The following is a 17,549-nucleotide window of genomic DNA, read 5'->3' as shown; positions in this document are numbered from 1 at the left end:
TCGCGCTTCATCCGGCCGCCTTCCTTCCCTCTCGTCTGGAGCAGTACATGACCGTCGCCTTCGTGCTCAACGTTCTCCGCCGCCGGTGGCCGACCATCCTGCTTTCCGTCATCGTCCTGGCAGTGTTCGCAGCGGGGTACGCCAACAGCTTGCCAACGCGCTACTCGGCCACTGCGAGCCTCGTAGTGACCCCTGTGATCTCCAATCCGATGACGGGCAGCCGTGAGGAGGTCAACATCCGCACGGAGCGGGAGATCCTCGGTTCCCGTGCCGTGGCAGAGCGTGCCGCCGAACTTCTCGACATCCCGCTGTCGTCCGGCTCGTTCCTGCGGACCGATGTCGAGACTGCTGCCCCGTCGGGCTCTCAGGTCCTGCAGGTCACGGTGGGGGCGAACACGCCCGAGGAGGCGGCCAGCGGGGCCAATGCGATCGCCGAGGCATACCTTGCCCTGCGACTGGAGTCTGCCGAGGGCGTCACTGCGCAGTACCTGGCGGGAGCCGACGAGCAGATCGCCGAGCTCCAGGGCGAGCCTTCCACTCCTGCGGTGCAGTCACTGATCGAGAATCTCCAGCAGCAGCGCTCCAGCGTCGCACTGGCGAGCACAGAGCCCGGGCGGATCATCGGCGTCGCCTCGCTGCCCTCCGAGCCTTCCGGTCCGGGGCTGCCGATCACGACGGCCGGCGGAGCGATGGCCGGGTTCCTGCTCGGCGTCGCGGTGGCGGTTCTGCGCGAGCGCCTCGATCCGCAGGTGCGCACTGCGGACCGGCTGGAGATGACGGTGGGGTCGCTGCCGGTGGTGGGCAGCCGGCACCCCGACGATGAGTTCTGGCGGCGGCTGGCCGACGAAGCCATCCAGCGTTCACAGGTTGCGACCGAGAATGCTCCGGTCCGGGTGCTCCTGCACGCCGACGACCCGGCGTCTTCCGAGATCGTCCTCGAGCGATTCCGGGATGCGGCCGAAGACGTCCTTCAGGACGTCCGGGCGCAGACCAGCTGGCTCGATGGCTGGGGCGCGGGCAAACGGGCCGCATCGCCCGACCCCTCGGCGGCCGGCACGGTGCAGATCGTGCAGGCCGGCACATATCGCTCGAGCCTGGCGCACAGCGCACGCCGCTCCGATATCGGGGTGCTGGTGATCACGCCGCGCACCGCCCTGCGCACCGTGGGCGAGCAGGTCGTGGCCCTGCGCGACTGTGGTCTGCAGGTCGTCATCGGCCTGTGTGAGGAGCCTGCTCCTCTCAGCGAGCATGGCGGCCGTCACGAGCCGGTGGCAGCAGAGCAGGGCGGACCAGCCGCGGCCCGCTCCCCTCGGCCTCAGCCTGAGCCTGAGCAGGACGTCGAGCCTCGAGACCTGCCCGCGGCACCCGTCGGAGCGTGAGCACGGTCTCGGCTGTCCGCTCCTGGTCGAGACGAAGATCCGTACGACCTCGACCTGCACTGTAGACCCCGACCCCCGGCGCCCTGTGGCGCCGGGGGTCCGGTGCATAGGACCCCCTGACGGTGGCCGACCAGTGCCTACGAGTGCTGACCGCTATTAGACCTGTTTCACCTTGTCCGGGTCATGTTCCCCGACGGCCACGCCCACGGATCCACTAGGCACCGCGGTTGGCACGCCGTGTGAGCGGCTCAGGGTCGTGCATCGGGCGCGTCGGGGCGGCGTCATAGCGCTGAACGCCCACGGCGGGTTGACGGCGGTGGGCTGCGCACGCCTTGCAGACGGCACGCGGGCCCTGAGTCAGGCGGCGCCGATCCCGGCATGCCCGGCATCGGCTCATGCGTCCTGATGCCCGGGCGTCGATGAGGACCCGGTCCGATCCTGCTCCGCGACCACCGCCGTCGGACTGAGATCCTCGACCAGTCGCCGGGGACGATGCTCCCAGCATGCTCGTCGCCCCGTCAGAGACACCTGGACAGACGCGCGACCACAGGGTGAGCAGCCACTGTCTGAACTTGGCAGCAGAACGCCCCCGTCCGAGAGCTCAGCACTTCTCTCGTACGGGGGCGCCGCCCAACCCGCGGGGGCCGCTCAGTACGCCCCGCGGGAGGCCAGCACGGCGCGCACAGTGCGCACCAAGATCAGGAGGTCCTGGGTGAAGGACCAGTTGTCGACGTAGAAGAGATCCAGTCGCACGGTGTCCTCCCAGGAGAGGTCGCTGCGACCGGAGACCTGCCACAGCCCGGTGATGCCGGGGCGCACGGCCAGCCGACGTCGCGCGTCCTCGTCGTAGTCGCTGACCTCCTGCGGGAGGGCAGGACGGGGTCCGACCAGGCTCATGTCGCCGCGCAGCACGTTCCACAGCTGCGGCAGCTCGTCCAGGGAGTAGCGCCGCAGCACCTTACCGACCCGCGTGATCCGGGGGTCGTCGGACATCTTGAACATCACGTCGTTGCCGCGATCGCGGGCGAGCTGCTCGAGCTCCGCCCGGCGCGCCTCGGCGTCGACGACCATGGAGCGGAACTTGAGGAACTCGAAGCGCTCGCCGTCGCGGCCCACGCGGTCCTGGCGGAAGAAGGCCCCTCCGCCGTCGCTCAGCCGCACGCTCAGCGCGATGACGGCGAGCACGGGCGAGAGCAGCAGCAACAGCAGAGCGCTGGCGATGACGTCGAAGGCCCGCTTGCCCCGCTTGAGAGATTTCCGGGCGCGGGGCAGATCCATGTGCACCAGCGGCAGCCCGGCGACCGGGCGCATCCGGATCCGGTCCCCGGAGATCTCGCTGACCGCCGGGACCACGATGACGTCGACCGCGAGCTCCTCGAGCTGCCAGGCGATCCGGCGGAACTCCTCGGCGCTCGCAGAGGAGCCGGCCGAGAACAGGACGACGTCGGGCTGCTGCGAGCGCACCAGGTCCAGCAGCTGGGACTCGTCGCCGAGGATCGGCACTCCGGCCTCCTCGCCGGACGGCGACTCGCTGATCGGGGCGACCGCCCCGACCACGTCGTAGCCCAGCCACTCCTCCCGGGTCAGGGTGCGCACGATGCCGCGCACATGTCCGGTGGCGCCGACCACGAGCACCTCCGAGCGCAGCCGCCCGCGGGTCCGGGCGAAGTTCACGCAGCGTCGCGCCATGACCCGCACCAGCAGCAGCAGCAGCGCGCCGACGACGAACAGGGTGACGACGAAGGGCCGGGACAGGGAGATGTCGGCGAGGAACAGCGCCGCGCCCACCATGCCGACGGCCCCCATGCTTCCCACCAGCACATTGCGGTAGATCTCCGGACCGGTGGCGACCAGGCGCGGGTTGACCGCCCCGGCCAGCTGCATCGCGATCATCCAGACCCCGGCGATCAGCACCGCGGTGCCCACGGCGGACTCGGGGAGCCCGGGCACCGGGTGGAGGAACAGGAGGTTCTGGCGGATCACGATCGCCATCACGCAGGCCAGCGCGAGGGCGGCCCCGTCAGTCATCACCAGGACGGCCAGCACGAGGTGATCGTCCCGGCGCCTGCCGCGGCGAGCGCCGGCGACTGCCGGGGCTCGAGTGCCGAGGAGGGGTAGCGAAGATGCGGAAGCGCTGACCGCCTGCAGTGCCGACATGTGCTGACCTCTGAACTCGTTGCGGACGATGGTGGGCGGGGCCGTCACGGCGGGAGCTGGGTGCCGCTCCGACCACGTCGATGGGACCGGAACGGCACCCACTGTCCGTTTCGTACGTCTTGCCCGTCTTGTCTGAAATGTGACTATACATGGTCGCGGGGGTTAACGGGAGGGCTCGCGCACAGCCGGCCGCAAGACGCGGTGCCCGGCGGGCGGGCATGCTGAAGAGGCGCCCGCGCGTCGAATGACGCGGGCGCCTCGAGACGGACGGGTGCGGGCCTCCCTCCGGGCGACCGCCCTCAGGCGCGGCGTCCTCAGGCGCGCCGCCCTCCGCCGAGGGCGGCCGCGGCTACGCTGCGCGCGGGATGGCCCGGGCGGGTCGGATCGTCATGGAGGGCTCACACCGTCGGCAGCCCGACCGCTCGTGGACGAGGGCCGCTCCGTCAGCGCGCGGGCATGCCGATGTGGCGCCCCCGCGTCGAGGGACGCAGGGGCACCCAGGGCGAGCGACGACGGTCCCGTCCCGCGGCGTCAGCCGCCCGCCCCGCGACCTCAGATCACCGAGCGCCCGCCGTCGACCCGCACGTTCTCGCCGGTGATCATCGCGGCGTCCTCGCTGACCAGGAAGGCCACCAGGGCCGCGACCTCGTCAGGGGTGGCGAAGCGTCCGGCCGGGATCTCGGCGCGCGCCGCCTCGCCCTTCTCGCCCACCCAGAACGCGCGGGCCAGCGCGGTGTCGACGATGGTCGGGGAGACGGCGTTGACGGTGACGCCGCGGCGCGCCCATTCCACCGCCAGCACCCGGGTGAATCCCAGCACGCCGGCCTTGCTGGCCGAGTAGGCGGCGTGCTCGACCAGGCCGATCTCCGCGGCCTGGGAGGCGATGGTGACGATGCGGCCGTAGCCCGCCGCGAGCATCGCCCTGCCCACCGCCTGGGCCATGAAGAAGCTGCCGGAGAGGTTGACGGCGAGGGTGAGGTCCCAGTCCTGCTGCGGGACGTCTTCCCCCGCGGCGAAGCGGCCGATCCCGGCCGAGTTGATCAGGGCCCGCGGGATGCCCCGCTCGGCGAGGATGCGGTTCACGGCGCCCTGCGCGCTGGCCGCCTCCGCGATGTTCGCGCTCACCGCGAGGTGACCGGCGCCGGGCAGCGCCGCGATCGTCTCGTCCAGGGTGGGCGCGATGTCCACCCCGGCGATGCGGGCGCCGCGCTCGGCGAGGTGGGTGGCGATGGCGCTGCCGATGCCGGCGGCGGCGCCGGTGACCACGATGATCTGGTCGGTGAAGTCCTGGCTCATGGGGTTCCCTCCGGTCTGCCGCGGCCGGTGACGGGGCGGCCGCGATGCGTCGTCGCGACCCATTCTCGCCTCGTTCCCGCCGTGCCGCAGACCCGACCGCAGGTGCGCGACGCGCCGGCCCGGTGCGGGCCGGCGCGTCGAAGGGTGATCCGCGTGGTGGCTCAGCGGGCGTTGAGGAATTCCTGCAGGGCCTTCACGGTGCCGTAGGAGGTGCGGAAGTCCCACACGCCGTTGCTGCCGTGACCCATGGCGGCGCGGAGCCGGCTGGTGGTCTCCGCCCCGATCTTCCCGTCGGGGGTGGCGCCGACCTTGGACTGGAGGGCCTTGATGTCGCTCGTGGACAGTGAGCCGTCCTGGCTCACGCCCACCCAGGCCTGCAGGGACCGGGTTGTGGCCGGCCCGAACTTCCCGTCCACCACGAGGGTCCCGCTGTTCGAGGCGCCGCCGGTGGAGGGCGCCGGGGCGGCCGCCGGGGCGCTGACGGCGGGAGCGCCGCCGTTCAGGAACTGCTGGAGCGCCTTGGTGGTCGCGTAGTTGCTGCGGAAGTCCCGGGCCCCGTTGTCCCCGTGGCCCATCGCGGCGCGGAGCTTGCGCGTGGTCTCCGGCCCGATCTTCCCGTCCGGATTCGCGCCGATCTTCGACTGCAGGGCCTTGATGTCGTTCGTGGACAGCGAGCCGTCCTGCCCCACCCCCACCCAGGCCTGCAGCGATCGGGTGGTGGCCGGGCCGAACTTGCCGTCGACCACGAGCGTGCCCGACGTCGGGGCGGAGCCGCTGGGCGAGCCGCTGTCGCCACCCGGCCGGGCGTCCGCGTCGGCGCCGCCGTTGGCCCTGGTCAGGCCGGCGCGCTTGCCGCAGGTCGGCCAGGCCCCGGGGCCCTGCGTCGCCAGGGTGCGCTGGGCGACCGCGATCTGCTCGGACTTCGAGGCCTTGTCGGCGGTCGAGGCATAGGCGCCGCCGCCGAAGGCCTGCCAGGTGGAGCGGGAGAACTGCAGGCCGCCGTGGTAGCCGTTGCCCGTGTTGATGGACCAGTCGCCACCGGACTCGCACTGGGCGACCCGGTCCCAGACCGAGCCGTCGGCGGAGGCGACGCCGGCCCCGGCGACGCTCAGCCCGGCCGCGAGCACGGCCCCGCCGGTGGCCGCGGCCACCTTGGGTGCCATGCGCACCCCGCGGAAGTAGACGGCGGAGCCTTCGGCACGGTGGGACGGGGTACGGCGGGCGATGACCATCGAGGAGCTCCTGGGGACAGCGGGCGGGGAAAGGGGCGGAACGCAGCGGGTTCGCGATGCCGTCCGACGGCGGACAGCCTCCGTGCTGCGGGCCCGCGACCAGCGCTTTCGTGGCGGGCTCCGCTCAGGATGCAGTGCCTCGCGCCGCTCCGGGCGCCTCCAGACCAACTACGGCCGGGAATTTTAAACTTCTTTTACCGAAATCCCCGCGCGATCATGAATGACCCGCCTGTAATTACATCCTCTGAATTCCGCGCCCGGGAACGGGACCGTGGCGAGGCGCCGATCCTCACAGCGCCCCGCGGCCCTCCTTCTCGCGGGCGCGGTCGGCGAAGCTCACGCCCATCGCGGCCAGGGTCAGCGCCATGATGATCACCAGCGCGATGATGAACGCCTCGAGCCATTCGGTGCCGCCCTCGGTGAGGGCGAAGATGATGCCGGGGATGAGGGCGGTGCCGATCGCGGCGCCGGTGCGCTGGCCCAGCTGCAGGATGCCGCCGGCGACGCCGCCGAAGCGGGGGTCCACGGAGTTCAGGGTGAGGGTCTGGTTCGGGGAGATGGTCATGCCCTGGCTGAGCCCCATCAGCATGAGCGGCGCCGCGAGCCACCAGAACGCGATGGTGCCGCCCTCGACGAATCCCACCAGCAGGGCCGTGCCGAGCAGGCCCATGAAGGCGACGCCGAAGCCGATGATCACCATCCGCCGGCCCAGGGTGAGCACGTACCGGCCGGCGATCTGGGAGGAGATCGCCGCGGCGATCGAGGAGGGCAGCCCCAGCAGCGAGGCCTCGAAGGCGGTGTGCCCGAGGTGCATCTGCAGGTACAGCGGCACGATGATCCACACGCTGGTGGCGCCCAGGAAGTACACCGAGACGATGAGGATGCCGTTGCGGAACGCCTTGTTGGTGAAGATCGCGGTGTCCACCATCGGCGGCCGGCCGGCGCGCTTGTAGCGCTGTTCCCACGCCCACCACAGCCCCAGCACCAGCAGCCCGGCCGGGAAGGAGAGCCACACCAGGGCGCTCACGCCGCGCTCGAGGAAGGGGAGCATGATCCCGAGGATCGCCACGCACAGCAGCAGGGCGCCGATGGGGTCGAGGTCGGTCCGCTCGCGCCCGCGCATCCGGTCGTCGGGGATGAACTTGAGGGCGCCGAGGATGGCGAGCACCCCGATCGGCACGTTCATCAGGAACATCCAGCGCCAGCCCCGGTCGGGCCCCAGCAGCTGGATCAGCAGCCCGCCGATCACGGGGCCGACGGCGGTGGCCACCGCGACGGTCGTGGCCAGCAGCGCGAAGGCCCGCGCCCGGTCCTGACCGCGGAAGTGCTGCTGGATGAGCGCGACCGTCTGCGGGTTCAGCAGCCCCGAGCCGATCCCTTGCAGGATGCGGGCGAGGTTGAGCGTCTCGACGCTGGGGGCCAGGCCCGACAGCAGGGAGCCGGCCGTGAACACGGCGACGCCGATGATCAGCAGCCGGCGGCGGCCGGTGGCGTCGCCGAGACGACCGGCCGGCACCAGCAGCATGCCGAAGGCCAGCGCGTACCCGGAGATCACCCACTGCAGCCCGCCGGTGCTCGCCTCGAGGCTCTCGCCGATCGCGGTGAGGCCGACGTTGATGACGCTGACGGCGACCAGCGCCATGAACAGCGGGGCGAGGAGGACGGCGAGCAGGGGCTTGCGGCGCACCCGGGGAGGCGGCGCGCTGGGGTCGGGGATCACCTCAGCAGGATAGGCACGGACCGCAGCTCTCGGGCGGGGTGGTGACGCACGGGACAGGGGCCCGGCGGCGCCGGCTCAGTGCCGCGGCGGCACCGGCGGCTGCCCCGGCCGGCCGAAGGGGCTGATCGCCGCGCCGGGCAGCGGCCCGCGGGCGTCGTCGCGGTAGGGCCCCGGCGGGATCACGTAGTCGGTGCGATCCGACAGCAGCGGTGCGGCGAGCTGGACCGCCCGCGCGGTCGGTCGGGCGGAGTCGTCGGCGCCCGGGAAGCGTCCGAACTGACCGCCCGCGCCGGCGGGGCGGGCGGCATCGGCCGCGCCGAGCATCGCCAGGGCATCGCCCGGGGTCGGGAACCTCGAGGACCACACGTGCCCCGGCGGCAGCGGGGAGCGGAACATCGCGCCGGTGGGCCGGGTCCAGAGGGAGCCGGGCCGGGAGCGATCGCGCAGGGCGTGCGCCCGCCAGGTGGTGACGGGGTGCGAGGAGCTCCAGTTCACCCAGTGCACGAAGAAGCTCGGATCGCTCGCGGCGCGGTCGGCCAGCTCGTTGACGTTGACCTCGGCGTTCAGGTACTTGCCGCCCGCGAGCACGCCCATCACCCCGGGCGCGCCGCCCGGGGCGTGGGCGTAGCCGAAGTTGTCGGCCGTGAACTCCTGGGCGCGGGACAGGGCCGGCCCGAGGATCGGGATCAGGCTCAGCACGTTGGTGAACACGAGCCGGAAGTAGGAGACGTGGCCGGCGGCCAGGTGGCCCACCTCGTGCCCGATCACGAAGCGCAGGGCCGCCGGATCGCGCGTCCGCCCGCCGATCTCGAACATGTCGGAGTGGATGACCACGAAGCGGCGGAAGCCGTGGCCGGAGGCGAAGGCGTTGACCACGCCGTTGCCCAGCTGCACGTAGGCGTCGGGCACGCGCCGCATCCCGAACTGCTGGGCGGCCTCGACCACCATCCGGTACCCCTCGGGGAACTGGGTCGGGCTCATCCGGACGGCCGTCGCCCGCATCCGGGCGTACATGGTCGCGCGCACCCACCAGGCGAGGATCGGGAACAGCGGCAGCAGGAAGGCGAGCTGGAGGAAGATCGGCAGGATGCCCACGTACTGCCAGAGGCTGTCGACGGTCGCCTGGCCCTCGGTGATGCGCAGCCAGACCGTGGAGACCATCAGCACGGTCCAGGCGATGTAGGACAGCACCGTCAGGACGATGCCGGTGTACAGCAGCGGCAGCTCCCAGGGGTGGCGGATCTGCGGCCGCCCCAGGAGGCCGTGGGTGGTGGCGCCGTTGACCAGGTTCGGGTCCGCGGGCCTCCCGGGTCCGCCGGCAGCACCGGCTGCTGCGGCACCGGAGGGAGAACCCCCGTACGGCGAGGCGCCGGGAGACGGGGCGCCGGGGTGCGGCGGGGATCCTGGGGGCGGTGATGCCATGCGCGTGCGCTCCTTCGATCGGTCGAGGGCCTCGGCCGACGATAGCGCCGCAGGCCGCCCGGCGGCGCCCCGCACCGCCGTCGGCGCACCGCGTCACCGGGGGCGGGCGGCGGCGGGGCCGGCTCAGCGGAGCAGGAGGCGCAGCAGCGCCTTCCTCAGTCCCCGGTACGGCGGGTAGATCATGCGCAGCGTGTCCGGCCGCAGCGGCTTGCGGATGACGGGCTTGGCATGGGTGAACGCCGCGAGCCCGGCCTCGCCGTGGTAGGCGCCCATGCCGGACTCCCCCACCCCGCCGAAGGGCATCCGCGGGATGCCGACGTGGGCGAGGGTGAGGCCGAGGGCGAGGGAGCCCGAGGAGGTCTCGTGCGCGAAGCGCTCCCGGATCGCCCGCCGGTTCGAGAACACGTAGGCGGTCAGGGGCTTCTCGCCGGCGCGGATCCGGGCGATCGCCTCGTCGGGTCCGTCGACGACGAGGATCGGCAGCACGGGGCCGAAGACCTCCTGCCCCATCACCGCATCGTCCCGCTCCACGCCGGTCATGATCGTCGGCGGGATGAAGCCGGTGGCGCGGTCGGCGCCCGCGGTGCCGCCGAGCACGACCTTGTCGTCGTCGATCAGGCCCAGCACCCGGTCGAAGTGCGTCGCGCTCACCAGACGGCCGTAGTCGGGGCTGCGGCGCGGATCCTTCCCGTAGAGGGCGTGCACAGCGCGGCGCAGGTGCGGGACCAGCTCCTCGGCGGTGCGAGCGGTGGCCATCAGGTGGTCCGGGGAGATGCAGGTCTGGCCCGCATTGGTGAACTTCCCCCACGCGATCCGGCGCGCGGTCGCGGCGAGGTCCACGCCGTCGTCGACGAACACCGGGGACTTCCCGCCCAGCTCGAGCACGGTCGGGGTGAGGTGCTCGGCGGCGGCGCGGGCGACGATGCGGCCGACGGCGGCGTTGCCGGTGTAGAAGATGAGGTCGAAGCGCTGCTGGAGGAGGATGGTGGTCTCCGGGACCGCGCCCTCGACCACCCGCACCCAGGCCGGGTCGAGGTGGGTGCGCAGCAGGTGGGTGAGCGCTGCGGAGGTCGCGGGCACCACCTCGCTGGGCTTGACCAGCGCGGTGTTGCCGCCCGCGATGGCGGCGACCAGTGGGGCCAGGGTCAGGTTCACCGGGTAGTTCCACGGGGCGATGATCAGCGTGGTGCCGAGCGGCTCGCGGCGCAGCTCGCCCGCGGCGGGGGCCAGCAGGAGGCCCGGGGGCAGCGGCGAGGGGCGCAGCCAGGAGCGCAGGTGCCGCATGGTGTGGTCGATCTCCCGGGTGACCACCCCGATCTCGGTCAGCGCGCTCTCGGTGCGGGACTTGCCGAGGTCCGCGGCGAGCGCCCGGGCGAGCCGCGGCTCCTCGCTCCGCAGACCGCGCCGCAGGGCCGCGAGCTGGGCGAGGCGGGCGTCGATGTCGCGGGTGGTGCCGGCGTCGAACGACTCCCGCAGTGCGGTGACGTCCGCGAGCAGGCGCGAGCGCAGGGCGCCGTCGCCGTCGCCGTCGAGGACGGTGTCGGGGCCGGGGGCGGTGTCGGTGGACATGACGCCAGGGTAGGTTGCGGGCCTGGTGAGGGTCTGCGGGTCCGGAGCCGATCACGGTGCGGCGTCGGAGCGTCAGCCGGGGACAATGGAGGCGTGATGGAGGAGGTCGCATGACGAGTCTGCTGCTGGCCGCACCGGTCCTGCTGTCGCTGACGCTGCTGGTCTCCGGGCTCGCGAAGCTGGGTGCCCGCCGGGACACCGAGGAAGCGATGACCTCGCTGCGGCTGCCGCTGCGAGGGCTGCACCGCCCCGCCGCGTCGGCGCTGCCGGTGGTGGAGATCCTGCTGGCGCTCGCCCTGTGGGTGCCGTCCGTCCCCGTCCAGGTCGTCGTGGCGGCGATGGTCGCACTGCTGATGCTCGCCTATCTGGTGATCATCGCCCGCGCCCTGACCTGGGACGAGCAGGTCGAGTGCTCCTGCTTCGGCTCCATCGCCTCGCCGACGGTCTCCCGCACCACGCTGGGCCGCAACCTCATGCTCACGCTGCTGGGCCTCGTCACCGTGGCGGCGGCCGCCTCCGGGGCCATGACCGAAGCGCTGACGTGGACGCCGCTGGCCCTGGCGGGCCTCGCGGCCGCCGTGCTGCTGAGCGTCGTGCTCACCGTGCTGACCCTCGGCGGGGCCGCTCCGGCCGGCGTGGGACCGACGCAGCCGGTGGACGCTCCGCGACCGGCCGACGGCACGGACGAGGACGAGGAGCTGCTCGACTACGAGCGCGCACCGATCCCGGCCGCCGTGCTGCAGCGGCCGGACGGGCAGCTGATCACGCTGGACCAGCTCACCGCGCAGCAGGCCGCGCTGCTGGTGTTCGTCACCGAGGGCTGCGGTCCCTGCGAGCGGGTGCTCGACCAGCTGCCCGGCTGGATCGCGGACCTCTCCCCCGTCATGCAGGTCCAGGCCGTCTTCTCCCGGCCGCTCGACCAGCTGCGCGAGCGCACCGAGGACCGGGTCGGCGAGCACGCCCTCCATGACCTGCAGTTCATCGCGAGGACCGCCCTGGGGGCCACCGGCGCACCGTCCGCCGTGCTGCTGGGGGCCGACGGGCTGCTCGCGGGCGGTCCGGTCCGGGGCGGCAGCGGCGTCATCGAGTTCGTCGAGGAGATCCAGGCCCAGCTGCGGAGCGCCCGGCAGGAGGGCGAGCTGCCCGTCCAGCAGGACTGAGGGCCCGGCTCAGGGGACGGGCCCGGCTCAGGGGATGGGCCCGCTCAGGGGACGCTGGCCTGCGCGAAGCGGCCCGTCCCGGCGGCGCGCAGCGGGCCGTCGGCGGCGGGGACGAAGACCGCGCCCCCCGCGCGCAGCAGGTGCGTGCCGGCCGCGGTCTCCAGGGTGGTCCGTCCCTCGAGGCCGAGCACGATCCGGGGGCCGGATCCGGGGATCGGGTGGAGCGCCTGCTCGCCGCCCGCGGGGGACGCGAGCTGCGTGATGGCGAGCTCGAAGTCGTCGACAGGGGCGTAGTAGGCGATCGAGGCGGGGGTCTGCCGCTCGGGGGCCACCCGCAGCGGTGGTGCGGCGGCGACGCTGACGCACTGGAGCACCTCGTCGGCGTCGACCTTCTTGGGCGTCAGACCCGCCCGCAGCACGTTGTCGCTGGTGGCCATGATCTCGAGGCCGGTCCCGTGGAGGTAGGCGTGCAGGGCGCCCGGGGGGACGAACATCGCCTCGCCCGGCTGCAGGGTCACCGGGTTCAGCAGCAGCGCGGCCACGACCCCCGGGTCCCCGGGATGGTGCTCGGCCAGCAGCATCACGGAGCGGTCGATGCGCGGGGACGGCGAGGCGCCGGTCTCCCACCGGGCCCGGCAGGCCTCGACGACCTGGTGCACGGCGTGGGCGGAGGGCCGCAGGGACGCGGAGACCAGGGTGCGGAACGCGGCGCGCATGCCATGGGCGGTGGGGTTCTGGACCAGCAGCGCGTGCAGACGATCGGTGAGGGCGGTGCCCAGCCCCTCCAGGATCCGGGCCGCCCGGCGCGGGGCCCGGAACCCGCACAGGGCGGTGAAGGAGGTCAGCGCGATGAGCATCTCGGGCTTGTGGTTCGCATCGCGGTAGCTGCGCAGCGGCGAGTCCAGGGCGAGACCGGCGGCGTTCTCGGCCGCGAAGGACTCCGCGGCGTGCGCGCGGGTGGGATGGACCTGCAGCGACAGCGGTCGCTCGGCCGCGATGATCTTGAGCAGGTACGGCAGGCGGCCACCGAAGGCGCGGGCGACGTCGGCCCCCAGCATGGCGGCGGGATCGGCCGCGATCACGGCGTCCAGACGCTCGCCTCCCGGCACGGTCGCGGGAGCCAGCGGATGCGCCCCAAACCACACCTCGGCCCACGCCCTGCCGTCCGCCTCGCGGCCCAGCAGCGCCGGGAGCGCGGTCCGCGAGCCCCAGGCATAGTGCTGGACATGACCGTCCAGGTCGAACATGCTCACGCGCCGCCCTCGAGGAACTGGGCGATCAGCCGGGCGGGCTCGTCGGCGGCGATGGTCGGCGCGGGGGTCGCCGGCCCGCCGGTGCGACGCATGCCGTAGCGCTCCCAGTACGCGGGGACCCAGGTCGGCAGCCGGCTGCCGTGCACCCAGCTCGGCAGGCCGCGCAGCGCCGCCTCGAGCACGTCCAGGGAGAGCACGGAGACCACGGGGCGGTGCTGCGCGCTCACCGGACGCCCGGCGTCCTGCAGGTCGACGCCGCGCCGACGCAGCACCTCGTGGGCGGCGCGGGAGAGCCGATCCGTCTCCGTGACGTGCGGCTGATAGAGGGCGCGCGCGGAGCGGCAGTAGGAGTACGCGGCGGCGAAGGTGTGGCGGCGCGGCAGCTCGGGGGCGGTGAGCTCGCCCAGGAAGACCGGGCGCTCCTCGAGGTCCAGGACCGTCTCGGTCGCCTCGTGGACGGCCTGCCACAGCCGCTGCGAGCCGACCGTGCGCACCGCGACGTCGTCCCGCTGCGAGCGGTGGAACTCCGCGTCGGCGGCGGACCACGCGAGCAGGGTGGTCCGCGGGGGCAGCGGGGCCGTGAACGGCGTCAGCGCGGTGTGCTGGACGACGACGCCGGGGACGTCGGCCCGCTGCGCCCAGGTGTGGACCAGATGACCGATCTGCTGCTCCCAGCCGAGGGTGACCATCGCGGTGAAACCCCCGTCGGCGAGCACCTCGCGGGCACGCAGCACGGGCTGCTGGCTCCACTCGGCGCCGGAGAGCTCCGGCAGCTCCAGCCCGGTCGGGGCCAGCACCATGACGGAGGCGTGCAGGTACGGCAGGGCCGACAGCAGCGCCTCGCGGGCAGCGGCGGAGTCCGTGTCCATCCCGATCAGGATCCGGCCCGTGCCCTCTCCCGCGCGGGTGTGGAGGACGAGTTCGGCCGGGCCGGAGGCGTCCGGGCGTCCGCCCGCCGTGCGCGGGCTGCCCACCGCTCGGCGCCATTCCTGCCAGCGCTCGAGACTGCGCGGATGGATCAAGGTCATGGGACGACCTCCTCCTGCTGTGTGCGGACCCCGCGGTCAGCATTCCACACCGGTGCCCGCGGCTCAGCGCGGCAGGTTGCGCACGTTCGCCGCAGCCATCTCCACCATCCTGCCCACCCCGCCGCCCAGCACGACCTTCGTCGAGGCGGTCGCGAAGCCGCGGATCTGCTGGGCGGTGATCTTCGGGGGCATCGACAGCGCGTCGGGATCGGTGATCACGTCGATCAGCATCGGGCCGGGAGCGGCGAGCGCCGCGGCCAGCTGCTGCTTCAGCGTCCTCGGATCGCTGATGCGCACCGCGTCGATGCCCGCGCCCTGCGCGATCGCCGCGAAGTCGACCTGCTCATGGTCCGTGCCGTGATCGGGCAGGCCCTCGACCAGCATCTCGAGCTTGACCATCCCCAGGCTGGAGTTGTTGAAGACGAGGATCTTGGTGTTCAGCTGGTGGAGCTTCACGGTCAGCAGCTCCCCCATCAGCATTCCCAGCCCGCCGTCACCGCTGAGGGAGATCACCTGGCGCTCCGGGAACGACAGGGAGGCGCCGATGGCCTGCGGCAGCGCGTTGGCCATGGAACCGTGATGCCAGGAGCCGAACAGTCGACGCTTCCCGTTGGGGGTGATGTACCGGGCACCCCACACGTTGCACATGCCGGTGTCCACGGTGAACACGGCATCGTCGTCGGCGAGTTCGTCGAGGGTGTCCGCCACGAACTCGGGGTGGATCGGGACCAGCGTCTCGACGTTCTTGGTGTACGCGGCGACCACGCCGGTGAGCGCCTTGTGGTGGGCCTTCAGCTGGCGGTGCAGGAAGCGGTGGCTCTTGTCGCGGGTCAGCAGCGGCAGCACGGCCTGCAGGGTGAGGGCCACGTCGCCGTGGAGGGCGAGGTCCAGCGGGATCCGGCGGCCGAGCCGCGAGGCGTCGGCGTCGATCTGCACCACCTTCGGAGCCTTCCTGCCGTGCCCCGTCGGCAGGAACTCCGTGTACGGGAAGTCGGTGCCCAGCAGGATCACCAGCTCCGCCTCGTGCATCGCGTCGTAGCAGGCGCCGTAGCCGAGCAGCCCGCTCATGCCCACGTCATAGGGGTTGTCGTACTGGATCCACTCCTTGCCGCCGAAGGCGTGGCCCACCGGCGCCTGTACGCGCTCGGCGAGTGCGAGCACCTCCTCCCGCGCCTCGCGCACCCCGGCCCCGGCGAACAGCGTGACGGTCTCCGCCTCGTCGATCAGTGCGGCGAGGCGACCGACGGGGCCCGCCGCAGGCTGCACCCGGCCGAGCTCGGTGGCGAGGTCGCCGGTCAGCGGCCCGTCTGCCTCCTGGTCGGCGACATCGCCCGGCAGCACCAGCACGGAGACGCCCTGCTTCGCGATCGCGGTCTGCACCGCGATGTGCAGCAGGGTCGTGCCGTGGGAGCCGGAGTTGACCAGCTCGCAGAAGTGGGAGCATTCGCGGAACAGGCTCTCCGGATGGGTCTCCTGGAAGAAGCCGGTGCCGATCTTCTCGGAGGGGATGTGGGAGGCGATGGCGAGCACCGGCGCGCCGTCGCGGTGGGCGTCGTACAGGCCCTGGATCAGGTGGGTGTTGCCCGGGCCGCAGGAGCCGGCACAGACGGCGAGCCTGCCGGTCAGCCGGGCCTCGGCGCCGGCGGCGAAGGCCCCGGCCTCCTCATTGCGCACGTGGATCCAGTCGATGCCCTCAGTGGTGCGCACGGCGTCCACGACCGGGTTCAGGGAGTCCCCGACCACCCCGTAGATCCGCTGGACCCCGAGATCGCGGAGCTGGGTGACGAGGAGCTGGGCGAATGTGCGAGCCATGGGAGTCCCTCCCGGGATGGTGATCGCCGGGTGGCGCCCGGCACGGGTCCGTTCCCCTCGACCCTAGCCCGCTCGCCGCCTGGCGCGCCGGGAGCAGACCGAGAGGTCGACCACCGCGCGCTTTCTCAGCGGTGCTCGGGCTCCGCCGCCGCGTCCGCGGTCGGCGCCGTGGAGGTGAACCGCACCGTCTGCACCCGCCGCTCGCCGACCTCGACCACCTCGAGCAGCCCGCCCTCGACCTCGACCAGGTCACCGACCTCGGGGATCCGGCCCAGGCGCGCCATCAGGAAGCCGCCCACGGTCTCGTAGCCGCCGGTGTCGGGCAGCGCGATGCCGGTGGCGGCCTCGAACTCCTGCAGGATCAGCCCGCCGTCGAACTTCCCGTCGGCCTGGACGATGCGATCCAGATCGCCGGCGTTCGGCCACACCTCCCGATCGAACTCGTCGTAGATCTCGCCCACCAGCTCCTCCAGCAGGTCCTCGAGGGTGATGATGCCGTCGGTGCCGCCGTACTCGTCGACCACCACCGCGATCTGGTCGGCGTGGGCGCGCATGCGGTTCAGGGCCGCCAGCACCTCGACGGTGCCGGGGATGTGCTCGATCGGGCGCACCAGCTCGGCGAGCGTGGTCCGGCCGGGCTCGTCCACCAGCAGCAGGTCGCGCACGTGGACGAAGCCGAGCACGTCGTCGACGTCCTCACCGGTGACCGGGTAGCGGGAGAAGCCGGTGTCGCGGATCTCCTCGCGGGTCTCGACCACGGTCTGCTCGCCGCGCAGGAAGTGCACCTGGTGGCGGGGCTGCATGACCTCCACGACGGTCCGCTCGGAGGCGTCGAACACGTCGGCCAGCACCCGCGACTCGGCCTGGTCGAGCGCCTCGGAGTTGCGCACCATCGAGCGGATCTCCTCGGCGGAGACCGCCTCGGTGTTCGCGTGCGGGTCCCCGCCCAGCAGGCGCACCACGATGTTCGTCGAGGTGGACAGCAGCCAGATCACCGGTCGCATCAGGCGCCCGAAGAGGTGCAGCGGGGGTCCGACGATCTTGGTCATGCCCAGCGCGTTCTGCATCGCCAGCCGTTTGGGCACGAGCTCGCCGAGCACCAGCGATAGGTAGGCGATGACCAGGGTCATCGAGATCAGGGCGACCGTGCTCGAGGCGCTCGCCGGGACGCCCAGGCGCTCCAGCCCCGGCACCAGGGAGGGCGCGATCGTGGAGGCGCCGTAGGCGGAGGAGAAGAAGCCCGCGACGGTCACGCCGATCTGCACCGCCGAGAGGAACTGGTTGGGGTCGCGCACCATGGTGGCGGTGCGCTCACCGCTGGGCCCGGAGTCCTCGAGCTGCTTGATCTGCGACTCGCGGAGGTTGACGATCGCCATCTCCGTGCCGGCGAACAGGCCGCCGACGAGCACGAAGACCAGCACGAGGCCGAGGTTTGCGAGCGCAGTCCAGTCCATGGCCCCAACCTACCCGCGGCGCCCGCGAGAACCCTGTCGGTGGCGTGAGCTCACGGCCCAGGGCGGG

At 72.7% G+C, this 17,549-nt stretch carries 12 protein-coding genes; 2 read left to right on the top strand and 10 right to left on the bottom strand.

The window, feature by feature from the left end; genetic code table 11:
• Positions 1 to 47 precede the first annotated feature (47 nt).
• Positions 48 to 1,379, top strand: coding sequence for a YveK family protein (locus ACOJUI_RS01325; protein ID WP_422116312.1), 1,332 nt, complete (start codon positions 48 to 50; stop codon positions 1,377 to 1,379).
• 648 nt (positions 1,380 to 2,027) lie between these two features.
• On the opposite strand, the gene ACOJUI_RS01320 is transcribed toward ACOJUI_RS01325, so the two are convergent.
• The 6 genes from ACOJUI_RS01320 to ACOJUI_RS01295 all read right to left on the bottom strand — a co-directional run bounded on the left by ACOJUI_RS01320 (position 2,028) and on the right by ACOJUI_RS01295 (position 10,775).
• Positions 2,028 to 3,425, bottom strand: a complete 1,398-nt coding sequence (locus ACOJUI_RS01320) for a sugar transferase (RefSeq protein ID WP_422116311.1) — start codon at positions 3,423 to 3,425, stop codon at positions 2,028 to 2,030.
• 663 nt (positions 3,426 to 4,088) lie between these two features.
• On the bottom strand, positions 4,089 to 4,832 hold the full coding sequence (locus ACOJUI_RS01315; protein WP_422116310.1) for a GolD/DthD family dehydrogenase: 744 nt from the start codon (positions 4,830 to 4,832) through the stop codon (positions 4,089 to 4,091).
• 161 nt (positions 4,833 to 4,993) lie between these two features.
• A complete protein-coding gene (locus ACOJUI_RS01310; protein WP_422116309.1) occupies positions 4,994 to 6,064 on the bottom strand; it encodes a transglycosylase family protein in 1,071 nt (356 codons plus the stop codon).
• A gap of 289 nt (positions 6,065 to 6,353) precedes the next feature.
• Positions 6,354 to 7,784 carry an MFS transporter gene (locus tag ACOJUI_RS01305; protein ID WP_422116308.1) on the bottom strand — a complete coding sequence of 477 codons (1,431 nt, stop codon included), beginning with the start codon at positions 7,782 to 7,784 and terminating at the stop codon, positions 6,354 to 6,356.
• A 75-nt stretch (positions 7,785 to 7,859) separates the two neighbouring features.
• Complete coding sequence (locus tag ACOJUI_RS01300) at positions 7,860 to 9,206, bottom strand: M48 family metallopeptidase (RefSeq protein WP_422116307.1); 1,347 nt, start codon at positions 9,204 to 9,206, stop codon at positions 7,860 to 7,862.
• Between the two features lie 123 nt (positions 9,207 to 9,329).
• Positions 9,330 to 10,775: an aldehyde dehydrogenase family protein gene (locus tag ACOJUI_RS01295; protein WP_422116306.1), complete on the bottom strand. Its 1,446-nt coding sequence runs from the start codon at positions 10,773 to 10,775 to the stop codon at positions 9,330 to 9,332.
• A gap of 110 nt (positions 10,776 to 10,885) precedes the next feature.
• On the opposite strand from ACOJUI_RS01295, the gene ACOJUI_RS01290 reads away from it, so the two are divergent.
• A complete protein-coding gene (locus ACOJUI_RS01290) occupies positions 10,886 to 11,935 on the top strand; it encodes a TlpA family protein disulfide reductase (RefSeq protein ID WP_422116305.1) in 1,050 nt (349 codons plus the stop codon).
• A gap of 44 nt (positions 11,936 to 11,979) precedes the next feature.
• Here the strand turns inward: ACOJUI_RS01290 and manA are convergent, their stop codons facing one another.
• The 4 genes from manA to ACOJUI_RS01270 form a co-directional block, all read right to left on the bottom strand.
• Positions 11,980 to 13,182, bottom strand: coding sequence for a mannose-6-phosphate isomerase, class I (gene manA, locus ACOJUI_RS01285; RefSeq protein WP_422117592.1), 1,203 nt, complete (start codon positions 13,180 to 13,182; stop codon positions 11,980 to 11,982).
• A gap of 2 nt (positions 13,183 to 13,184) precedes the next feature.
• Positions 13,185 to 14,216: a hypothetical protein gene (locus tag ACOJUI_RS01280; protein ID WP_422116304.1), complete on the bottom strand. Its 1,032-nt coding sequence runs from the start codon at positions 14,214 to 14,216 to the stop codon at positions 13,185 to 13,187.
• 63 nt (positions 14,217 to 14,279) lie between these two features.
• Complete coding sequence (locus ACOJUI_RS01275; RefSeq protein ID WP_422116303.1) at positions 14,280 to 16,028, bottom strand: pyruvate dehydrogenase; 1,749 nt, start codon at positions 16,026 to 16,028, stop codon at positions 14,280 to 14,282.
• Between the two features lie 125 nt (positions 16,029 to 16,153).
• A complete protein-coding gene (locus ACOJUI_RS01270) occupies positions 16,154 to 17,482 on the bottom strand; it encodes a hemolysin family protein (RefSeq protein WP_422116302.1) in 1,329 nt (442 codons plus the stop codon).
• Between the last annotated feature and the right edge of the window lie 67 nt (positions 17,483 to 17,549).

It is taken from the genome of Brachybacterium sp. UNK5269 (assembly GCF_049266655.1).
Taxonomy (GTDB): Bacteria; Actinomycetota; Actinomycetes; order Actinomycetales; family Dermabacteraceae; genus Brachybacterium.
The sequence above is the reverse complement of the archived record's forward strand: the minus strand, read 5'-3'. Positions and strand labels throughout refer to the sequence as shown.